Here is a 14842-nt window from a genome sequence, read left to right on the forward strand (position 1 = left end):
ATGCTTGCGAACATAAAGGTTAATCGTTTCCGTGACACGGCATAGACGCCCGTATCGATATCCCAATGTTGAGTACTGGCAAAACACGAAAGAATGTTCAGTTGAGATTAGAATAACAGAGGCAACACAACGGCGGTCATCACGCCATTGACACATAGCCCCACGGTTGCGAGTGCCCCCTGAATCTCGCCCATGTGCAGTGCTTTTGCCGTACCTACAGCATGACAAACTGAGCCCAGAGGAACGCCCTGCGCCTCAGGTAAAGTGACATTGAACACCCTGTAAGTTAACGGCGCGGCCAAAGCGCCTACGATACCGGTGATAATCACAAACGCGGCAGCTAACGCGGGTATACCGCCAATAATCGCCCCGGTTTCCATAGCAAGCGGGCTGGTAATAGACTTCACCAGCATGGTCATTTGAATAGCCAGTGGCGCGTCCATGATATACACCATCAGCCAGGCCAACACGGGTGCAATAACGCCTCCAACGGCAACGCTTAACAATAATGGCCAGCCGAGGTGTCGTATACGCTGCCACTGATTAAACAGAGGTACCGCTAAAGCGACTGTTGCAGGCCCAAGCAACCAATGCAGTAATCCGGCATATTGATGGTATTGCGCCACCGGGGTATCCGTAATGCCAAGCAACACACCCACAGCGATTGCCGTAAGCGTAAGGGGGTGTATTAATGGATGATTGTTTAACCGACGAAATACCCATACCGCAAAGCTGTAAAAGACCAGGGTGATACCCAGCCAAGCGGCGCTCTGCCAACTCAGTGTATGATTAACAACAGAGAATACTGGTGTCAGCGTTTGTGCTAGAGACGTAACAGCCATTAGCGCGAGTCCTGCACTTTACGCTTCAATATTTGCTGCGCAATCCTGGCAGTAATCCCCATACTCAGCACCGTTGTTATAACCAGCGCCAGTACTATCCCAGTCAGGTTCTGCTTCACTTCAGGCCAAAATGCCATAACCCCCACAACAGCGGGAACAAATAACAGGGTCATATGACCCAGCAATGGTTGCGCAACCTGACCCACCGCGCCTGGTGACCGTTGTCGAAACAACAAGATAACCAGCAACAGCAACATACCGATTAGCGCGCCGGGTAAGGGTACACGGGTAATTTGCACCAACCACTCGCCGGTTAAATAGCAACTCACAATACCAATAAAACCCAATGCGCTACTGATAGCCTTTGGCATAGCTGTCTCATTCAATTAGAAATTCTGACCATCATAACCGCACAAAGTCGGCCGAACCAGAAGACTTGAGTCGTATATACAGGAGATAAACAGGCGTTATGCCTACTCAGGATTGCTATCCAAAAGCGGCAGGCAATGGGGTAAGAGTCGACGACTGATCTTAATACGGCTGCCGTCCTGAAGCTCTACATAATTCACTGTGGGGCTTACCTTATTCAGTCGCTTCACGTGGTGCAAATTAATGATCGCTGAGCGATTTACCCGTACAAAGTGCGCTTTGGGCAAGCGTGTTGCTAACTCAGTCAGCGTTGAACGAACAATCAGGGTTTCTTCCTGCGTATACACGCACATGTAGTCCCCAGCTGCTTCCACGTAACGAATTCGCTGCCAGTCGATGTAATGCCATCCACTGCTACTTCGCAACGAAACCTGCTGTTGTGACGCAGTACTGCGTGTTTTTAACGCTGACAGTTCCTGCATGAGCCTGGCCGGCGAACAAGCCCGCTGCCAACTCAGGCGTTTAATAATCCAGTGCCACTTTAAGGCATTCAGGCGCGCGTTGTAGGCTTCAATGAGCCCAGTCATTTGCTGTTGCCGAAGGGAGACTGGTGCGTCGGGTTGGTAAAAACGGTGGATCCCGGTCGCAAACCCGTCAATGGCCTGCTGATTGTTGTACCCGCAAAGTACGCTTAGTGCTGGACGAGGATGGGCAGAAGACAGGTTTTCCAGCTCCTGGCAACCCACAACAATGATTTTGAGACTGGTCTCAGGTTCAGTTTGCTCACCGACAATGGCTACCCGGTCTTGTAACGTCGCCTGACGGTGAAAATGCGACAACAAATCCTGGGTAAATTCACACCGAAATGCTGGCAATGCAAGTTCACGCAAACTACTTGAGAATGCGTTCGCCATTTTACCTTCAGTCATAACGAACGAGATAACCTCGGTTCGTGATTTGTTCAGCACGTAATTACCTTCTGAAAAAAGAGGCTGCCTCCTGACAACCTCAAACCCAGGGAAAGGGAAAAAAACGTTATCGTTTAGCGGTTAAGCTGCGCTCATCTAAATTAGTGCGTTTCGCGATCAGCGCACCGGTTTCATTTGCCTTGTTGTTCATCGCAAAGCTATACATATCCTGCCCATTGCAGACAAGGCCTTCGGCCAGGGTTCGATAACTTACGCCACTGGCTTTAATCGCCCGATAAAGCGACAGTCGGTTGTTATCTTTGATCGCCTCACACACAGCAACCAATTTCTTTTCCATACTCGCAGACATTGTGCCCGCCTGAGCTGAGCCCGCGGCTGCAATTGAACTGAATACCAACAGGGTGGCCGCGGCCAGTGGAACAGTAATACGGTGACTAACTTTCATGATCTTATCCTCTGATTAACTCGATGCTGCGCCGGGAAACACAGCAAAAACTTTCCGGTACGCACCTATACAGTAGAGATTGAAAGTGAAAAGGTTGTCTCAGAAACGTTAAAATGCTGCTATTTGAGATTTTGCGACAAACGGGATATAACTGCAGTTAAACGGTCGGATTAACATTAAAGTTAATCGCGCAGGCCACACAATTTGTAACATTCGAAGAAAGGAGTAAATCGCTTCATCACTGCATATCAAGTGCAGCGAGCTAGCGATTTACGGATTGTCGCTTCGCAATCTGTAAAAAAGGAAAACCCCGTGTTAAGTCATAAACAGTATGAGGATGTTAAGCACCTTATCGCACCCGGTGACATTATCGCCTTTGGCGGCACCAGCTTGTTTTCGCGCTGGACCAAACTGACAACAAGTTCAGTGGTCACGCACACAGCACTGGTAATTGATTCCCCCGACACCCCGACAGACCAGCACCTGAATGACCTTACTATGATAGAAGCGACCTCGATTAAAGGAAAAAAGGGAGTAATGCACAATTATGTTGGGGAGCGCATACGGACCTATAAAGGCGATATCTGGTGGTTGCCACTACACAACGACGCAAAGACTTCGCTTGAACAGAACTGGCTTCAATTCCACGACTTCCTCGCCGACCAGTTAAATAAGTCTTACGATATCTGGCAGCTGTTTGGCGCCGCCATAGACACTTTTGACGACCACAAGTGGTTCAGGTGGCTGACCTATAACCGACGTAAATTCAACCGCTGGTTTTGTTCTGAACTCGTCGCAGAAGGCTTGCGACACGGGGGAGTGCTGAGTGAACTGAATGCCTCTGAAACCACACCGAAAGACGTATGTCAGTTTAATATTTATGACCGCAGGTATGTGCAGCTAAAAGGAACGCCCAAGCCGATACCGCAGTTTAATACGCTGGACCCCGAAGGATGGGGTTTTGTAGAGGGGTTTGAAAAAAGCAGGTTATCGAACGAATAACCTGCAATACGCAATTTAAAAAATGCTGTCCTGGTGAACACGAATAAACATAGACGTGCCCGCTTTGGAGTAGTCAATTTTGTATTCTTTGCCATTGAGCGTTTGAACGAAAATCAGCGTTTTTTCATCGCCGAACACTTCGCCTGAAGTTACATCAACCAGCTCCATGTCCATCATTTTTGCTTCGCGCTTGTTATCCGGCACTTTGCCTTCGTATACTTTTATACCGCGAAAGGTAACAACAATAGGCGGCGCTTCGTCGCCATTGATGATTAATAAGTCAAACTTGCGAATTTTGTGAATAAGCGTATTTCGGCCACTAACCAGATATGGTTTTTCAGTCATTATTATTCTCCAGATGAATTGCCGATGTGAAGAAATTCTCATTAAGTAGCTGAAAGATAGCAGACAACCAATAAATTTGCACTAATCTCGCCAGCGCAAAAAAGCAATTATTTACAACAAACTGATAACATAGCGACAGTCATGCCCAAAGCGATGAAAATTCGCTCAATTAAGCGCGCCGGATGCATGAGATGGGGTGACAAGGCATAAAAAACTGCTTATACTTGCGCCCGCTTATCGAATGATAACGCGTCGCAACATTTCAAATGGCCCTATAGCTCAGTTGGTTAGAGCATCCGACTCATAATCGGCAGGTCCCCTGTTCAAGTCAGGGTGGGGCCACCATCTTTCCTTGAAGTTTCAATAATTTACTACGGAAATAACATCCTTTTTTGCATATGAGCGCAGGTTGCTTTTTTTTAAGGATAGCTTTTACTTGCTGCCTTTTAAGCAAAGACCTCGATCTGAAATTCTGAGTATCTAAAGAACAAGTAAACGGTGTTACTAGATTGATACTTCTTTGTATTTATTGCAGTATTAACCAAAATCAAATTGATACCGTACGTAGAGGGAAACTTGGATCGTAACCACCAGATGGAACTGATGAATGCATCAATGGCGACTGCTATATGTGCACAGGTTGGATGTACTTGGTCTACGAGAAATCAAGACTTCGGAATTGATTTACAAGTCCATGGTGAACTGTATGAAACTGATCCTCAAATTGATTTTCAATTAAAAGCAACGACAAATTTCGCTATCATCAAAGAAAAATTAGGTATTATCAAATATCCTCTTGATGCGAAAAATTATGCTGATTTAATTAAAACGAATGTGCGCAAACCCAGACTTCTTTGCTTAGCTATCTTGCCAAATGACCCTATGACGTGGGTGGTGCAAAGACCGTTTCAGCTGGAATTGCGCTATGGTATTTATTGGTTAAATCTCCAAGGTCTCCCCCCCAGACCGAACACTTCAACTGTCACTGTAGAAATACCTCTCAACAACAAGTTAGATTCAAGTACCTTGTCTAGACTTATGAAAGCAGTTAACGAAACGGGGTCTATCGCATGAGCACACTTGAATATGACTTGTTAACCCCTACCGCCTTGGCAGACTTCCTGTACTCTTATGGTTGGCAGGTGATAAAAACTTTCGATAATGGAGTACAAGTATGGAGCTCCCGATCTACAAACAAGAAAGTATGGATTCCAACTGACAGTACATTTGAAGATTACGAAGAGGCAATCGAAGAGCTCATTCAGTTGCTATCTGTTGAAGAACATATCACCACTGAAGAAGTTATTTTAAGATTGAAGCAAGCCTATCTCACTAAAGATTTGCTCCAGCTTAGAGTAGATGCTTCTGATATTAAGTCTGGGAATATTTCATTCAATGATGGTGTCAGTATATTCAACTCATTAAAGAATATAGTCTTGGGTGCAATAGCAGAGCTTAGTAAATCTCTTCCTGGTTTAAAGTCTAAATACCTTTTTGATACAGATTTAGGTCAGACAGCTGAGGGGAGTTATATCGTTAATGCGTATTTGCCATTGTTATCTGATACAAATTCAAATGAACATCAACTTGCGCTGAAACATTTAGAAGGTAATGGTACGATTGGTCGATTAGTTAACAAGGCTTTAATTAAAAGACTTGTCACTTTGAAAAAAATCATAGATCAATATACAGACAGCAACTCTAACTCATTGATTCAAAAATTATTAACTATCGGTTATACCAAACAAGAGTGTGACGCAGTCGCAAGTCTTTTTGGTGAAGTGGGCAATAGAGACTGGCAGATAAAAATTCACTGGTCTCAAACTCAGAAAGAGTCGCCGGAGCAAGTTTCTTATGTTGAATTCAATAAGGATGATGCATCAAAAGTTAGAAAAATAGCAGCGAAACTTCAGTCTACCGATTATTTAGAAGATGTCGTTATTTATGCAAGAGTAGTTGGCCTAAAAAGGGATCACACTCTTGAAATACCCACAGGGGTTGTAACACTTAAAGCTGAATTCGCTGATAATGAGAAACAAATCACTTCTGAGATGGATGACGTATCATATTCAATTGCAAACGAAGCGCACAAAACCAAAAAGTACGTATGTATCGAAGGCGATTTGATAAAAGCAAAAATAGGGAAATCAACTAAGTTTTTTATGCCCAAAGTGATAGAAATAAAAATTGTAGAAGAAGAGTTAGAATTCTCAAACGTCAATCCTCAACTAATAAGCTTATCTAAGCCCGATAAAAATAAAGATGACTAGGTAAAATACTCTATTCAACTATATAACTAGGAAATAGCTTATAAGCCAGCAAAGCCTAATATGCCACTATAAGGCATTGCAAGGAGACACTTTGTGATTATTTCCTGAAAGCCTTATTTCTTGATAATAGAGCGAAGAATTAAAATAACTAAAATCACACTTTACCTAAGCGGTAATATCACAAGACATTGTTACTGAAACATATCCTTAGTAGTATTCTTAGGTTCAAGTAAAGTAGGAATCAATTCGTTATTACCTCTTTTAATTGCCTCGATAAAATTAGTCACGTTATTAAAATTAAGATATCTATCTCTTGGGTACGCTTTAACTTCATACCTAACGATATCCTCGACATTTCTCCCTTCAAACTTTTCAATAATGAACTGTCTAATATCCGGAGAAAATAAAGTGGCTTTCTTCATGAAGTAAAATCTTAGAATTCTGACTAAGCAACCGATTACATTTGGGTTTCGATATAGATTTAAGCTGAGATATCCATCATTCATATCTGTAAAATACTGGTCACGGCATACAATTTCACTTTCATTCCACTTATAAAAAATGGCATCCCAGTTCGTAATTGTGGTATCTAGAAGTGAATTTATAGAATGGTACTGTACATAACCTTTTTTAAATGCCCACGTTGTTTCGATTGCCCAAAGGTCCACATCCCAGTTTTTTACGACCGTCCGATAACCACCAAACTTGTTTTGAGTTAACTCATACTCGCACTTCATACGCTCCAGTACTCTAGCTAACTCGTCACTAGAGCCCGTATAAACTAAGTCAATATCTGATGAGAAGAGCTTCACTCCATAGAGTGCAATATCTCTAACACAACCGCCAAAAACCAGCACTTCACTTTTTGAAGATAGGCTTTCTATAAATTTGGCGAGAGGCTTCCTTGCTCCTTGTGGATCAAAGAACCGCAAAACTCTCTTCTTTAATTCAGTTGGGTTTTTAGCTATTCGAACCATGTACTGCTTTTAAGTCATCATGAAATTTAATTAGGTAACTATCAGTCATACCAGACACAAAATCTGCTAAAAGTTGTGCTTTTGCATAAGTGGTATCTTTATCACTTCTTCCGTTATAAACCCTAGTATAACTCTCTGATATACGTGCTTTCACATACTTATCGAAAAGCGAATTTCCAGACAAACCATTTAACGCTTCCCATAACATATCCAAAGTATTTTTTATGTAATGAGAACCGTTCAGCTCAAGTTTTAAAACGTCTTTATGTTGGAAACCAAACTCAAATGCAAACCTCTTTAAAGTCTTACAAAGGTACGCTGAATCTGATTTTTCAATTAATTCATAATTCTTTGCTTTTCCAGATAAGATAATATTTTTATCTTTTACAAAAGTATCTACACTATCTTTTACCATTTCTGCTATCGCGTACACTCTGAACATCTGCATCGAGATATCACTTAATTCAGCGCCGCTTAATTCTTCTTTTGAAAACTCTTCAAACTTACCTTCAGATTTAGATATCAGTGATAAAACCTTGCCATTATGATTAGCATGCTTTTTCAGATAGCTAATTAAGTCCTGAAAAGATGCCAAGCCTTTTTTTATTATATCTTCAGCATCAATTACTGAGTACGCAATATCGTCACAAGCTTCCATAACGAATGTGAATGGGTGTCTGACCCCTTCACCCAACCCAGTTTCACTCCAAATTTCCTCTGCAACTTCACGTTCTGATTCAAAAACACCAGGCTTTTTGAAAATCTTGTCAGTCGATAAACTAAACTGGGGATATTTAATCAATGAGGCCAATGTTGCGTATGTCAGGTTTAATCCAAAGTCATCATTTAATATTTGCAACCGTGATAGCATTCTCAAAGTTTGTGCGTTTCCATCGAACTCTGTGAAATCCTTTAATTTGGGCTCTTCCTTTAATTTATCTTTTAATTTCTCTTTAAACCATTCCCGGATTGCAACTTCACCTTGATGACCAAACGGAGGATTACCAATATCATGTGCAAGCCCTATCGCTGCAAGAAGAGATGGAACCACTCTCTGAACATTGAGTTCAGCTGCATTTTCTCCGAACACCTCCTCTGCATAATCAAAGGCAAGCCTTACACCTATACTTCTCGCTAAATTCGATACTTCGTGCGAATGTGTAAGCCTAGTTCGTACACTGTCAATTGACTCCAAAGGGAACACTTGTGTTTTGTCAGCCATCCTTCTAGTTGGAGTGGCAAACAAAATTCTGTCATAGTCTCTCTCTAACTCTAATCGGCCTGCTGAAGATTCACTTATAGCGGAGCCCAGCTTCTTATCTTTTCTTCTTGCGCCATTTAGTAATTTTTGCCAATCCAGCATAAAAAACAAATCCTTATTCTCAATATCAACACAACGTATACAATCGCATTATCATGTCAAATTTCGCGACAATTTTCATTAAGTTAAAAACAACTTCAAGATTTATTATCCGTCTTAAGCTCGTTTTCAATGCTGGACTTTACTGCCCAGTTTCGCCGATAAATATCTCATAAGCAAAATACGCAAAAACGGGGATCTTATTTGAATACATCATTCAAATAGGAACCTCAAATGAAACACATTAAACAATGGCCCGAGCACATCGACTTAGGCCTGCCTTCCCCCTCCCATAAAGGCCTAATCGCGCTATTAACTGAGCCATTTAGCACTACACAGGAAGCCGCAGAGTTTTGGCTCGAGTACTGCCGCGAGCTTCTCATCATCGAATCTGAATCTGAACTGGTATCTGAATACGAGCTTATCCAACTGTGCCTGGAAAGACCTTGTAATTCCCATACCACATTTCAGTTCAAGTCAGGGTGGGGCCACCATTTTCTGCTTCACCATATCATTTTGCCCACTAACACAGATTACTGTGTACTTAGCATGCCCTCATTAAACTACTTTGTGCTCTTTGTTAATCTACCTTCGTGTGAATTCAGTATAATCACCAAGTTAACTCAGCGAGGCTGACCATGCATTTAAACAGCGATTTTTCCCAGCGTGTTGTAATCAGACCGGAAGAATATGGCTTCGTACCTTCCCCACTGTCGGGTGTGTCACGAATGATGTTCGACCGGGTAGGTGATGAAGTGGCACGCGCCACCAGCATTGTTCGCTACGAACCCGGCGCTGGCTATTCTGGTCATGTACATGAGGGTGGCGAGGAAATCTTTGTGCTGTCCGGTACCTTTAGCGACGAGCACGGGGATTATCCGGCAGGCAGTTATTTACGCAATCCGCCTGGCAGTGCCCATACCCCCTACTCTGCTGAAGGCTGTACTATTCTGGTTAAGCTGTGGCAGTTTGCCAGCACGGATTCCGAATTCGTTAATGTCAGTACCCTCGATATGCGCTTTATGCCGGGGCTGGTTGAGGGTTTATCGGTCTTGCCGTTACATGAACACGAAGGCGTGAACACTGCATTAGTGCGCTGGGCACCTCACACGCAATTTAATCCTCATACCCACCCAGGTGGTGAAGAAATTCTGGTGCTCGAAGGCTGCTTTTACGATGAACACGGCGAATACCCTGAAGGTACATGGATTCGCAGTCCAAGATATTCACAACATACGCCATTTACGAGGGATGAAGGGGCGCTTATTTACGTGAAGGTGGGCCACCTTGGCGCTAATTTGCTGGGTGATAATTTATAGCGCCCGCATTAATCATGGAGCGGGCAAAAGAGCCCGCCAGCGATAAACTAACGGATTAGCTCAGCCATCCTTTGCGAATGCGGGAAACGCGATAGCGCCATACGCAAGCGGCAAAAACAATGAATGCCGTGTCGATAACCAGCGAGTTTGCCACCAGAACGTCCGGGTAATGCACCACGATATGCGTGACTGGCAATAAAACAAGCAGTGCCGTAAGTATTTTCAGCAAACTCATGTGTGTCTTTACCAGGGTTTTCTGCAACAGTGCGCCAATTAGCACAGCCGTTAAAACAAACCAGAAAACCGGCTTGGTCGGCAGGCCGATAACTAGAGAGGCAATCGCGGCAATCACCATTGCAATGGGCGTTCCCCACACTGTGCCCATCCAAAGTTGGTTTAGCACATCCTGCTTCTGGCGCTTTGCCAGCCACAGGTTTATTCCCGTTACAGAAATTATCGTAAGCGCGAAGCCCATTAATCCGAAAAAGATTTTCATAGTTTCAGGCCCGAAGTGGCCAAAGTGAATGCGGTACACCGAAAAAATCGCCTGCTGCCCGGCTTTGCCGTCGGAATACCCCACTTTGTTAATGTAATTGCCGTAGGAGTCAAAGCGGTACTGTTCAGCGTAGATCAGCTTATCCATGTGCTGCGAACTCAATAAGATATACTGGCCGTCCCGCGTGGCATTCTCGAGCGTTACGAAAATGGGCTGAGTATCAGGCGCAATGCGTTTTAATTCAGACAACGCCCCCGCTATGTTCGCTACCTGGGGTTGCGCTTCTACCTGTATGGATGAACCGTAGATGTCGGCAAACAAATCCATTTTGTTACCGTCATACAGCGCATCGGCGTAAAATGACGTCAGGAACGACGCCAGGCCAAAATACACACCGGTTAGCGCAATCATTAAATGAAAGGGGAGTCCCCACACGCTCATTCGATTGTGCAAATCACCTTGAGTTAGCTGTTCGTTATTGCCGGTACGCAGGCGAAATGCGTCTTTAAAAATACGCCTATGGGCAATGATCCCGGAAATAATCAGTGCGCTTAGCATGGCCCCTAACATACTCACTATCATCATGCCCGTGTCTTCAGGCAAATGCAGTGCAACATGCAAATCTACAATCAAATCAGTAATGGGGGTACTGGAAGGTTCACTCAAGGTGCCATCAGGCGCAATGTTCCACACCTCGCCGTCTGCACTAATACGCGCACGAGGCAGGTCCTGTGTTGGCAAGCGCACAACAATATCGCCTTCCGCGCTGCCGCCTTGCATGGTTAAAAACTGCTCGTAGGCAGCCTGAATGGTGTCAGGTGAATAATCGAGGTTGTCTGCGATGTGGGGTTGTTCCCAACGCAGCAGTTCCTGTGAAAACACCGAAAGCGCACCGGAAAAGCACACCCAGTACATCAGCACACTCACGGCCAGCCCAATCCATGCATGGCTTTTTAACGCATTTTTATTGGCGTTGGGAGAAATCGAAATTTTCATACTAAACACTGTAAATTAGCAAATAACTCAATGCGCCAATGACGCTGACTGATATAACCGGTCGCCACTCTGTGTTGTCGGCACACAGCCAGTAAACAAACGCCCCCCACAACACCGGCATGGTGTATATGCCCAATGCAATCTGGTCCACCTTGTCCATGGGCAAAGTCGTGGTCCACACAACGGTGAGTAGCATGGCACTTATGGCGCAAAGAAATATACAGGCAGCGGCTTTCAGCAAGCGTAGCGTTAAGTGACTGGCGCCCGGCCATTGCATACCCGACTCAAAGGGCAGCACAACCCGCTTGATATCTTTGTCTATGCGCTGTCTGGCGAGGTAAATCCAGGTCCATGCCTGCAGTGAAAACGCCACAACGGCATAACATGCTCCCAGTTCAGGCCCGTGTTCAAGACACCATAACCAAAGGCTGACCAGCATCAAACCAACCGCAAAGCCTTTTATGAGTCGCCCGGTTGTGGGCTGATGGGTGCGCCAGGCTGCATAAAACAGCCCAACCGCAAAAGCGCTGCCGGCGAAGGCAGCGAGAGATAACATCATGGTTTACCTATTAAAAGTTCACTGACGCCGATAGCTTAACCGTTCGCGGTTCACTCAGCACCAGATAATTAGAACCAGGATAACCACCAACAGAGGCCCAGTAATTGTTGTCGAAAACGTTATCGATGCGTGCACGCAGCGTGATGTCGGTCAAACCAACCAGGAAGCTGTAACGCGCACCAATATCAAACCGGTTCGATGCTTCAACTTCCAGACTGTTGTCTGCACTGGCGTATTGCTCTGAGGTATAGGCTGCACGCGCGTCCAGCGTAAGACCAGGTACGGCAATTACGTCCCACTCAACATTCACATTCAGTTGAAGCTCAGGTACGCCGATTGCTGTTTTGCCGTCTAACAGGCCGTCCTGCGTTTTGGTCATTTCGGCATCCAGCCAGGTGAAACCTCCCACAACGCGCAGGTTGTCGGACGGCATGCCGAACACACTTAATTCAACGCCCTGATTTTCCTGCTCGCCGTCAGTAGAGAATACATTGTCTTTCACCACAGATGATTGCTTGGACGTGCTAAACACACTCAGCGCGCCACCATACTGACCCGCATCGTATTTTACGCCCACTTCAATTTGTTCGGCACTGTAAGGGGCAAACACTTCACCGGCATTGGTGATTGGTTCGCCACCGCTGCTAGCCGGTGCCACTTCACCTGGCAATAGTCCCTCAATGTAGTTAGCGTAATAAGACAGCTGCTCTGACGATTTATAAACCACACCCGCGACTGGTGTGAATTTGGACTCGTCATATAACGACAACGCAGAGCCATCGTTATAGTTGAACGTACGGGTTTCGATATTCTGTAAACGGCCACCTACTGTTACCAGTAATTTACCTTCCAGCAATGACAGCATATCGGCAATGGCAACACTCGACAGGTCGGTTTCTTCGGTCACCAGCGGGTTGTTAAGTTCACCCCCTACAAAAAAGTCTGCTGCAGGCATGTCAGCCGGTTGAGGGTCGTAAATGCTACCCGGGAAACCAGCGAAGCTGGAAAACGCGTAGGCGTTTTCAGAAGACAGAGAAAACACAGATGCAGACGTGATGAGCGTATGCGCCACATCGCCGGTTTCAAATTCCATGTTCACGCCAACTTCACCAGAGCGAATGCTATCGTTGCGAACGTTATCAAAGCGATAAGCGCTGCTGTCGCCACTCACTTGTGCAGTAGGGTTAGCAAAGATATTGTCTTCTTCCCCTTCGCGGAAACCATACGCTACCCAGCCAGTGATAGTGTCGGTAAAGTCATATTCACCGCGCACTGCACCAAAAAACTGACGTTCGTTTGTATAGGTCCAGGGCTGAGCAAAATTGGTATCACTTTCCGGCGCTTTTGGAATGCCACCTGATGGCGTGACTGCCGGGCGTGGCGCATCGACCTGGTGGTCCTGAAAGCCTAAATCCAGGGACACGCGCACTTTTTCGCCTTCGTGATCGATACCTACCGAGGCCACGCTCAAATCGCGATCCTGATTATCAACACTGGTTTCACCGCCGCGTTGAACCAGATTAACACGGACACCCGTGCTGTTACCTTCTTCACCAAAACGACGGCTCACATCTACTGCACCTAACAAGTGCCCTTGTGATTCGTAGCCCAGAGTGAAGCGATTAAGCGGCTCTTCGCCGGCCCGCTTCGGCACAATATTCACCGAACCGCCCAGTCCACTGCCACCCGGAGCCGCGCCGTTTAGGAAAGCACTGGCACCACGAAACACTTCAACGCGCTCTAACAGCTCAGCCGCCACATATTGACGAGGCAAAATACCGAATAACCCGTTGTAGGTCATATCGTCAGAATACACGGGCAAACCGCGCATTACGTACAGTTCCTGGAAATTACCAAATCCTTTTGCAACGCGCACTACCGGGTCGTTTTGTAGCACATCAGCCACACTGCGTGACTGCTGTTCGCGAATAATATCGGCCGTAAAGTTAATGCTGTTAAAAGGTGAATCCATCATATCCAGGTTGCCCAGGATACCGGCTCGGCCCCCACGAGACACCTGTCCACCAGCAAAACTGTCGTTCAGTTTTACCTGAGAACCACTTACGGTGATATGTTCAACATCGTCAGTTGCGTCACTGTTTTGCTGCGGGGCCTGAGCATATACAGCCTGACTGGCCATCGCTAAACCGATCATTACCGCTAACGCATTTTTACGAGGACTCATTAATACTCCAACTCTGAATTGCACTTATAAAATAAAATGCAAATGATAGTTATTTTTATATAGATAGACAACGCATTTGCCGTGTTCAGCACTGAAAATAAGACCATTGACGGCCAAAGCGCTGACCGTTGATTACTATACGAACAACCAGGTCCGAAGCCGGATAAAAAAAGAAAGTCACAGGGAAGTGTTATGCCTGACCGCAGGCGCAGTCAGGCGAATGTGCTGGTAATCCTACGTTTAGTCAGCTTTGGGTTGCGTGGATTGAACGTAAGCACCCGTTTCCCACAGCGGCACGGTGGAAATACTGTGCTTGTAGCTACCAGAGGTTTCTTTGGTGCTGTAAGACAGGTAAATCAGCGTTTGCGATTTGGCGTCGTAAATACGGCGCAATTTCATGTTTTTGAAAAACACGCTTTTGGATTTTTTAAAAATCACTTCACCGGAGTCTGACTTGTCGATAGCCGCGATCATCGCTGCGTTGATTGGGCCGGTTTGACGGCAGGCAATAGAACTGTCTGACGGGTCCGATAAATCCAAATCCGCTTCGATACTTGAAATATGACAGGTTACGCCAGTTACCACCGGATCCTCTAAAGCATCGATTTTAATGTCTTTGGTTGTAAAGACACCCAGCGACACATCGCCCACTTCGCTGTCGCTACAGCCGCTCAACACCACCGCTGAAGTCATTACCAGTACTGACGCTATTGATTTTAAACACCGTTGTACACGCATCTTTTCTATC

16 protein-coding genes and 1 tRNA gene are annotated in these 14842 nt (G+C 45.3%); 6 read left to right on the plus strand and 11 right to left on the minus strand.

All coding sequences use genetic code 11. The features are described 5' to 3' along the window. Nucleotides 1-107 precede the first annotated feature (107 nt). The 4 genes from BUB81_RS06000 to BUB81_RS06015 form a co-directional block, all read right to left on the minus strand. On the minus strand, nt 108-842 hold the full coding sequence (locus BUB81_RS06000) for an LrgB family protein (RefSeq protein WP_084526268.1): 735 nt from the start codon (nt 840-842) through the stop codon (nt 108-110). Further along, nucleotides 842-1213 (minus strand): CidA/LrgA family protein, encoded by a 372-nt coding sequence (locus BUB81_RS06005; protein ID WP_073319783.1) that lies wholly within the window; start codon nt 1211-1213, stop codon nt 842-844. The genes BUB81_RS06000 and BUB81_RS06005 overlap by 1 nt, the downstream gene beginning before the upstream one ends. Before the next feature lie 102 nt (nt 1214-1315). Then, complete coding sequence (locus tag BUB81_RS22280; RefSeq protein ID WP_073319786.1) at nt 1316-2179, minus strand: LytR/AlgR family response regulator transcription factor; 864 nt, start codon at nt 2177-2179, stop codon at nt 1316-1318. A 67-nt stretch (nt 2180-2246) separates the two neighbouring features. Then, the gene (locus tag BUB81_RS06015) at nt 2247-2585 is read right to left on the minus strand and encodes a DUF3718 domain-containing protein (RefSeq protein ID WP_073319789.1); all 339 of its coding nucleotides are present in this window, start codon (nt 2583-2585) and stop codon (nt 2247-2249) included. A gap of 312 nt (nt 2586-2897) precedes the next feature. Here BUB81_RS06015 and BUB81_RS06020 point away from each other — a divergent pair, with 312 nt between their 5' ends. After that, nucleotides 2898-3587: a hypothetical protein gene (locus BUB81_RS06020; protein WP_073319792.1), complete on the plus strand. Its 690-nt coding sequence runs from the start codon at nt 2898-2900 to the stop codon at nt 3585-3587. A gap of 15 nt (nt 3588-3602) precedes the next feature. Here the strand turns inward: BUB81_RS06020 and BUB81_RS06025 are convergent, their stop codons facing one another. Further along, nucleotides 3603-3932, minus strand: a complete 330-nt coding sequence (locus tag BUB81_RS06025) for a hypothetical protein (RefSeq protein ID WP_073319795.1) — start codon at nt 3930-3932, stop codon at nt 3603-3605. Between the two features lie 268 nt (nt 3933-4200). Here BUB81_RS06025 and BUB81_RS06030 point away from each other — a divergent pair. The 3 genes from BUB81_RS06030 (at nt 4201) to BUB81_RS06040 (ending at nt 6202) form a co-directional block, all read left to right on the plus strand. Then, nucleotides 4201-4277 (plus strand) — tRNA-Ile (locus BUB81_RS06030). A gap of 231 nt (nt 4278-4508) precedes the next feature. Next, nucleotides 4509-5006 carry a DUF4365 domain-containing protein gene (locus BUB81_RS06035; RefSeq protein ID WP_139241511.1) on the plus strand — a complete coding sequence of 166 codons (498 nt, stop codon included), beginning with the start codon at nt 4509-4511 and terminating at the stop codon, nt 5004-5006. After that, the gene (locus BUB81_RS06040; protein ID WP_073319801.1) at nt 5003-6202 is read left to right on the plus strand and encodes a hypothetical protein; all 1200 of its coding nucleotides are present in this window, start codon (nt 5003-5005) and stop codon (nt 6200-6202) included. Before BUB81_RS06035 ends, BUB81_RS06040 begins: the two co-directional genes overlap by 4 nt. A 191-nt stretch (nt 6203-6393) precedes the next feature. Here BUB81_RS06040 and BUB81_RS06045 read toward each other — a convergent pair whose 3' ends face one another. Then, nucleotides 6394-7179, minus strand: a complete 786-nt coding sequence (locus BUB81_RS06045; protein ID WP_073319804.1) for a nucleotidyltransferase family protein — start codon at nt 7177-7179, stop codon at nt 6394-6396. Continuing rightward, nucleotides 7163-8542 (minus strand): deoxyguanosinetriphosphate triphosphohydrolase family protein, encoded by a 1380-nt coding sequence (locus tag BUB81_RS06050; RefSeq protein ID WP_073319807.1) that lies wholly within the window; start codon nt 8540-8542, stop codon nt 7163-7165. The genes BUB81_RS06045 and BUB81_RS06050 overlap by 17 nt, the downstream gene beginning before the upstream one ends. A 231-nt stretch (nt 8543-8773) precedes the next feature. Between BUB81_RS06050 and BUB81_RS06055 the strand changes: the two genes are divergently transcribed. Together BUB81_RS06055 and BUB81_RS06060 are read left to right on the plus strand one after the other, a co-directional pair. Continuing rightward, on the plus strand, nt 8774-9175 hold the full coding sequence (locus tag BUB81_RS06055; protein WP_073319810.1) for a hypothetical protein: 402 nt from the start codon (nt 8774-8776) through the stop codon (nt 9173-9175). A gap of 2 nt (nt 9176-9177) precedes the next feature. Beyond that, a complete protein-coding gene (locus tag BUB81_RS06060) occupies nt 9178-9858 on the plus strand; it encodes a cupin domain-containing protein (RefSeq protein ID WP_073319812.1) in 681 nt (226 codons plus the stop codon). A 55-nt stretch (nt 9859-9913) separates the two neighbouring features. Here the strand turns inward: BUB81_RS06060 and BUB81_RS06065 are convergent, their stop codons facing one another. The 4 genes from BUB81_RS06065 to BUB81_RS06080 form a co-directional block, all read right to left on the minus strand. Continuing rightward, complete coding sequence (locus BUB81_RS06065; RefSeq protein WP_073319815.1) at nt 9914-11350, minus strand: PepSY-associated TM helix domain-containing protein; 1437 nt, start codon at nt 11348-11350, stop codon at nt 9914-9916. A gap of 1 nt (nt 11351) precedes the next feature. Continuing rightward, complete coding sequence (locus BUB81_RS06070) at nt 11352-11909, minus strand: hypothetical protein (RefSeq protein WP_073319818.1); 558 nt, start codon at nt 11907-11909, stop codon at nt 11352-11354. A 10-nt stretch (nt 11910-11919) separates the two neighbouring features. Then, nucleotides 11920-14094, minus strand: coding sequence for a TonB-dependent receptor (locus BUB81_RS06075; RefSeq protein WP_073319821.1), 2175 nt, complete (start codon nt 14092-14094; stop codon nt 11920-11922). 240 nt (nt 14095-14334) lie between these two features. Next, nucleotides 14335-14787, minus strand: a complete 453-nt coding sequence (locus tag BUB81_RS06080) for a CreA family protein (RefSeq protein ID WP_245819140.1) — start codon at nt 14785-14787, stop codon at nt 14335-14337. Nucleotides 14788-14842 lie beyond the last annotated feature (55 nt).

Origin of the sequence: Marisediminitalea aggregata, assembly GCF_900129565.1 — a bacterium.
GTDB classification, from domain to species: domain Bacteria; phylum Pseudomonadota; class Gammaproteobacteria; order Enterobacterales; family Alteromonadaceae; genus Alteromonas; species Alteromonas aggregata.

Excerpts from the sequence above, each read along its gene's own strand:
- BUB81_RS06000 (WP_084526268.1), bottom strand. The coding sequence starts at position 842 with ATGGCTGTTACGTCTCTAGCACAAACGCTGACACCAGTATTCTCTGTT.
- BUB81_RS06075 (WP_073319821.1), bottom strand. The coding sequence starts at position 14,094 with ATGAGTCCTCGTAAAAATGCGTTAGCGGTAATGATCGGTTTAGCGATG.
- BUB81_RS06070 (WP_073319818.1), bottom strand. The coding sequence starts at position 11,909 with ATGATGTTATCTCTCGCTGCCTTCGCCGGCAGCGCTTTTGCGGTTGGG.
- BUB81_RS06040 (WP_073319801.1), top strand. The coding sequence starts at position 5,003 with ATGAGCACACTTGAATATGACTTGTTAACCCCTACCGCCTTGGCAGAC.
- BUB81_RS06065 (WP_073319815.1), bottom strand. The coding sequence starts at position 11,350 with ATGAAAATTTCGATTTCTCCCAACGCCAATAAAAATGCGTTAAAAAGC.
- BUB81_RS06080 (WP_245819140.1), bottom strand. The coding sequence starts at position 14,787 with ATGACTTCAGCGGTGGTGTTGAGCGGCTGTAGCGACAGCGAAGTGGGC.
- BUB81_RS06050 (WP_073319807.1), bottom strand. The coding sequence starts at position 8,542 with ATGCTGGATTGGCAAAAATTACTAAATGGCGCAAGAAGAAAAGATAAG.
- BUB81_RS06055 (WP_073319810.1), top strand. The coding sequence starts at position 8,774 with ATGAAACACATTAAACAATGGCCCGAGCACATCGACTTAGGCCTGCCT.
- BUB81_RS06015 (WP_073319789.1), bottom strand. The coding sequence starts at position 2,585 with ATGAAAGTTAGTCACCGTATTACTGTTCCACTGGCCGCGGCCACCCTG.
- BUB81_RS06045 (WP_073319804.1), bottom strand. The coding sequence starts at position 7,179 with ATGGTTCGAATAGCTAAAAACCCAACTGAATTAAAGAAGAGAGTTTTG.
- BUB81_RS06005 (WP_073319783.1), bottom strand. The coding sequence starts at position 1,213 with ATGCCAAAGGCTATCAGTAGCGCATTGGGTTTTATTGGTATTGTGAGT.
- BUB81_RS06060 (WP_073319812.1), top strand. The coding sequence starts at position 9,178 with ATGCATTTAAACAGCGATTTTTCCCAGCGTGTTGTAATCAGACCGGAA.
- BUB81_RS06025 (WP_073319795.1), bottom strand. The coding sequence starts at position 3,932 with ATGACTGAAAAACCATATCTGGTTAGTGGCCGAAATACGCTTATTCAC.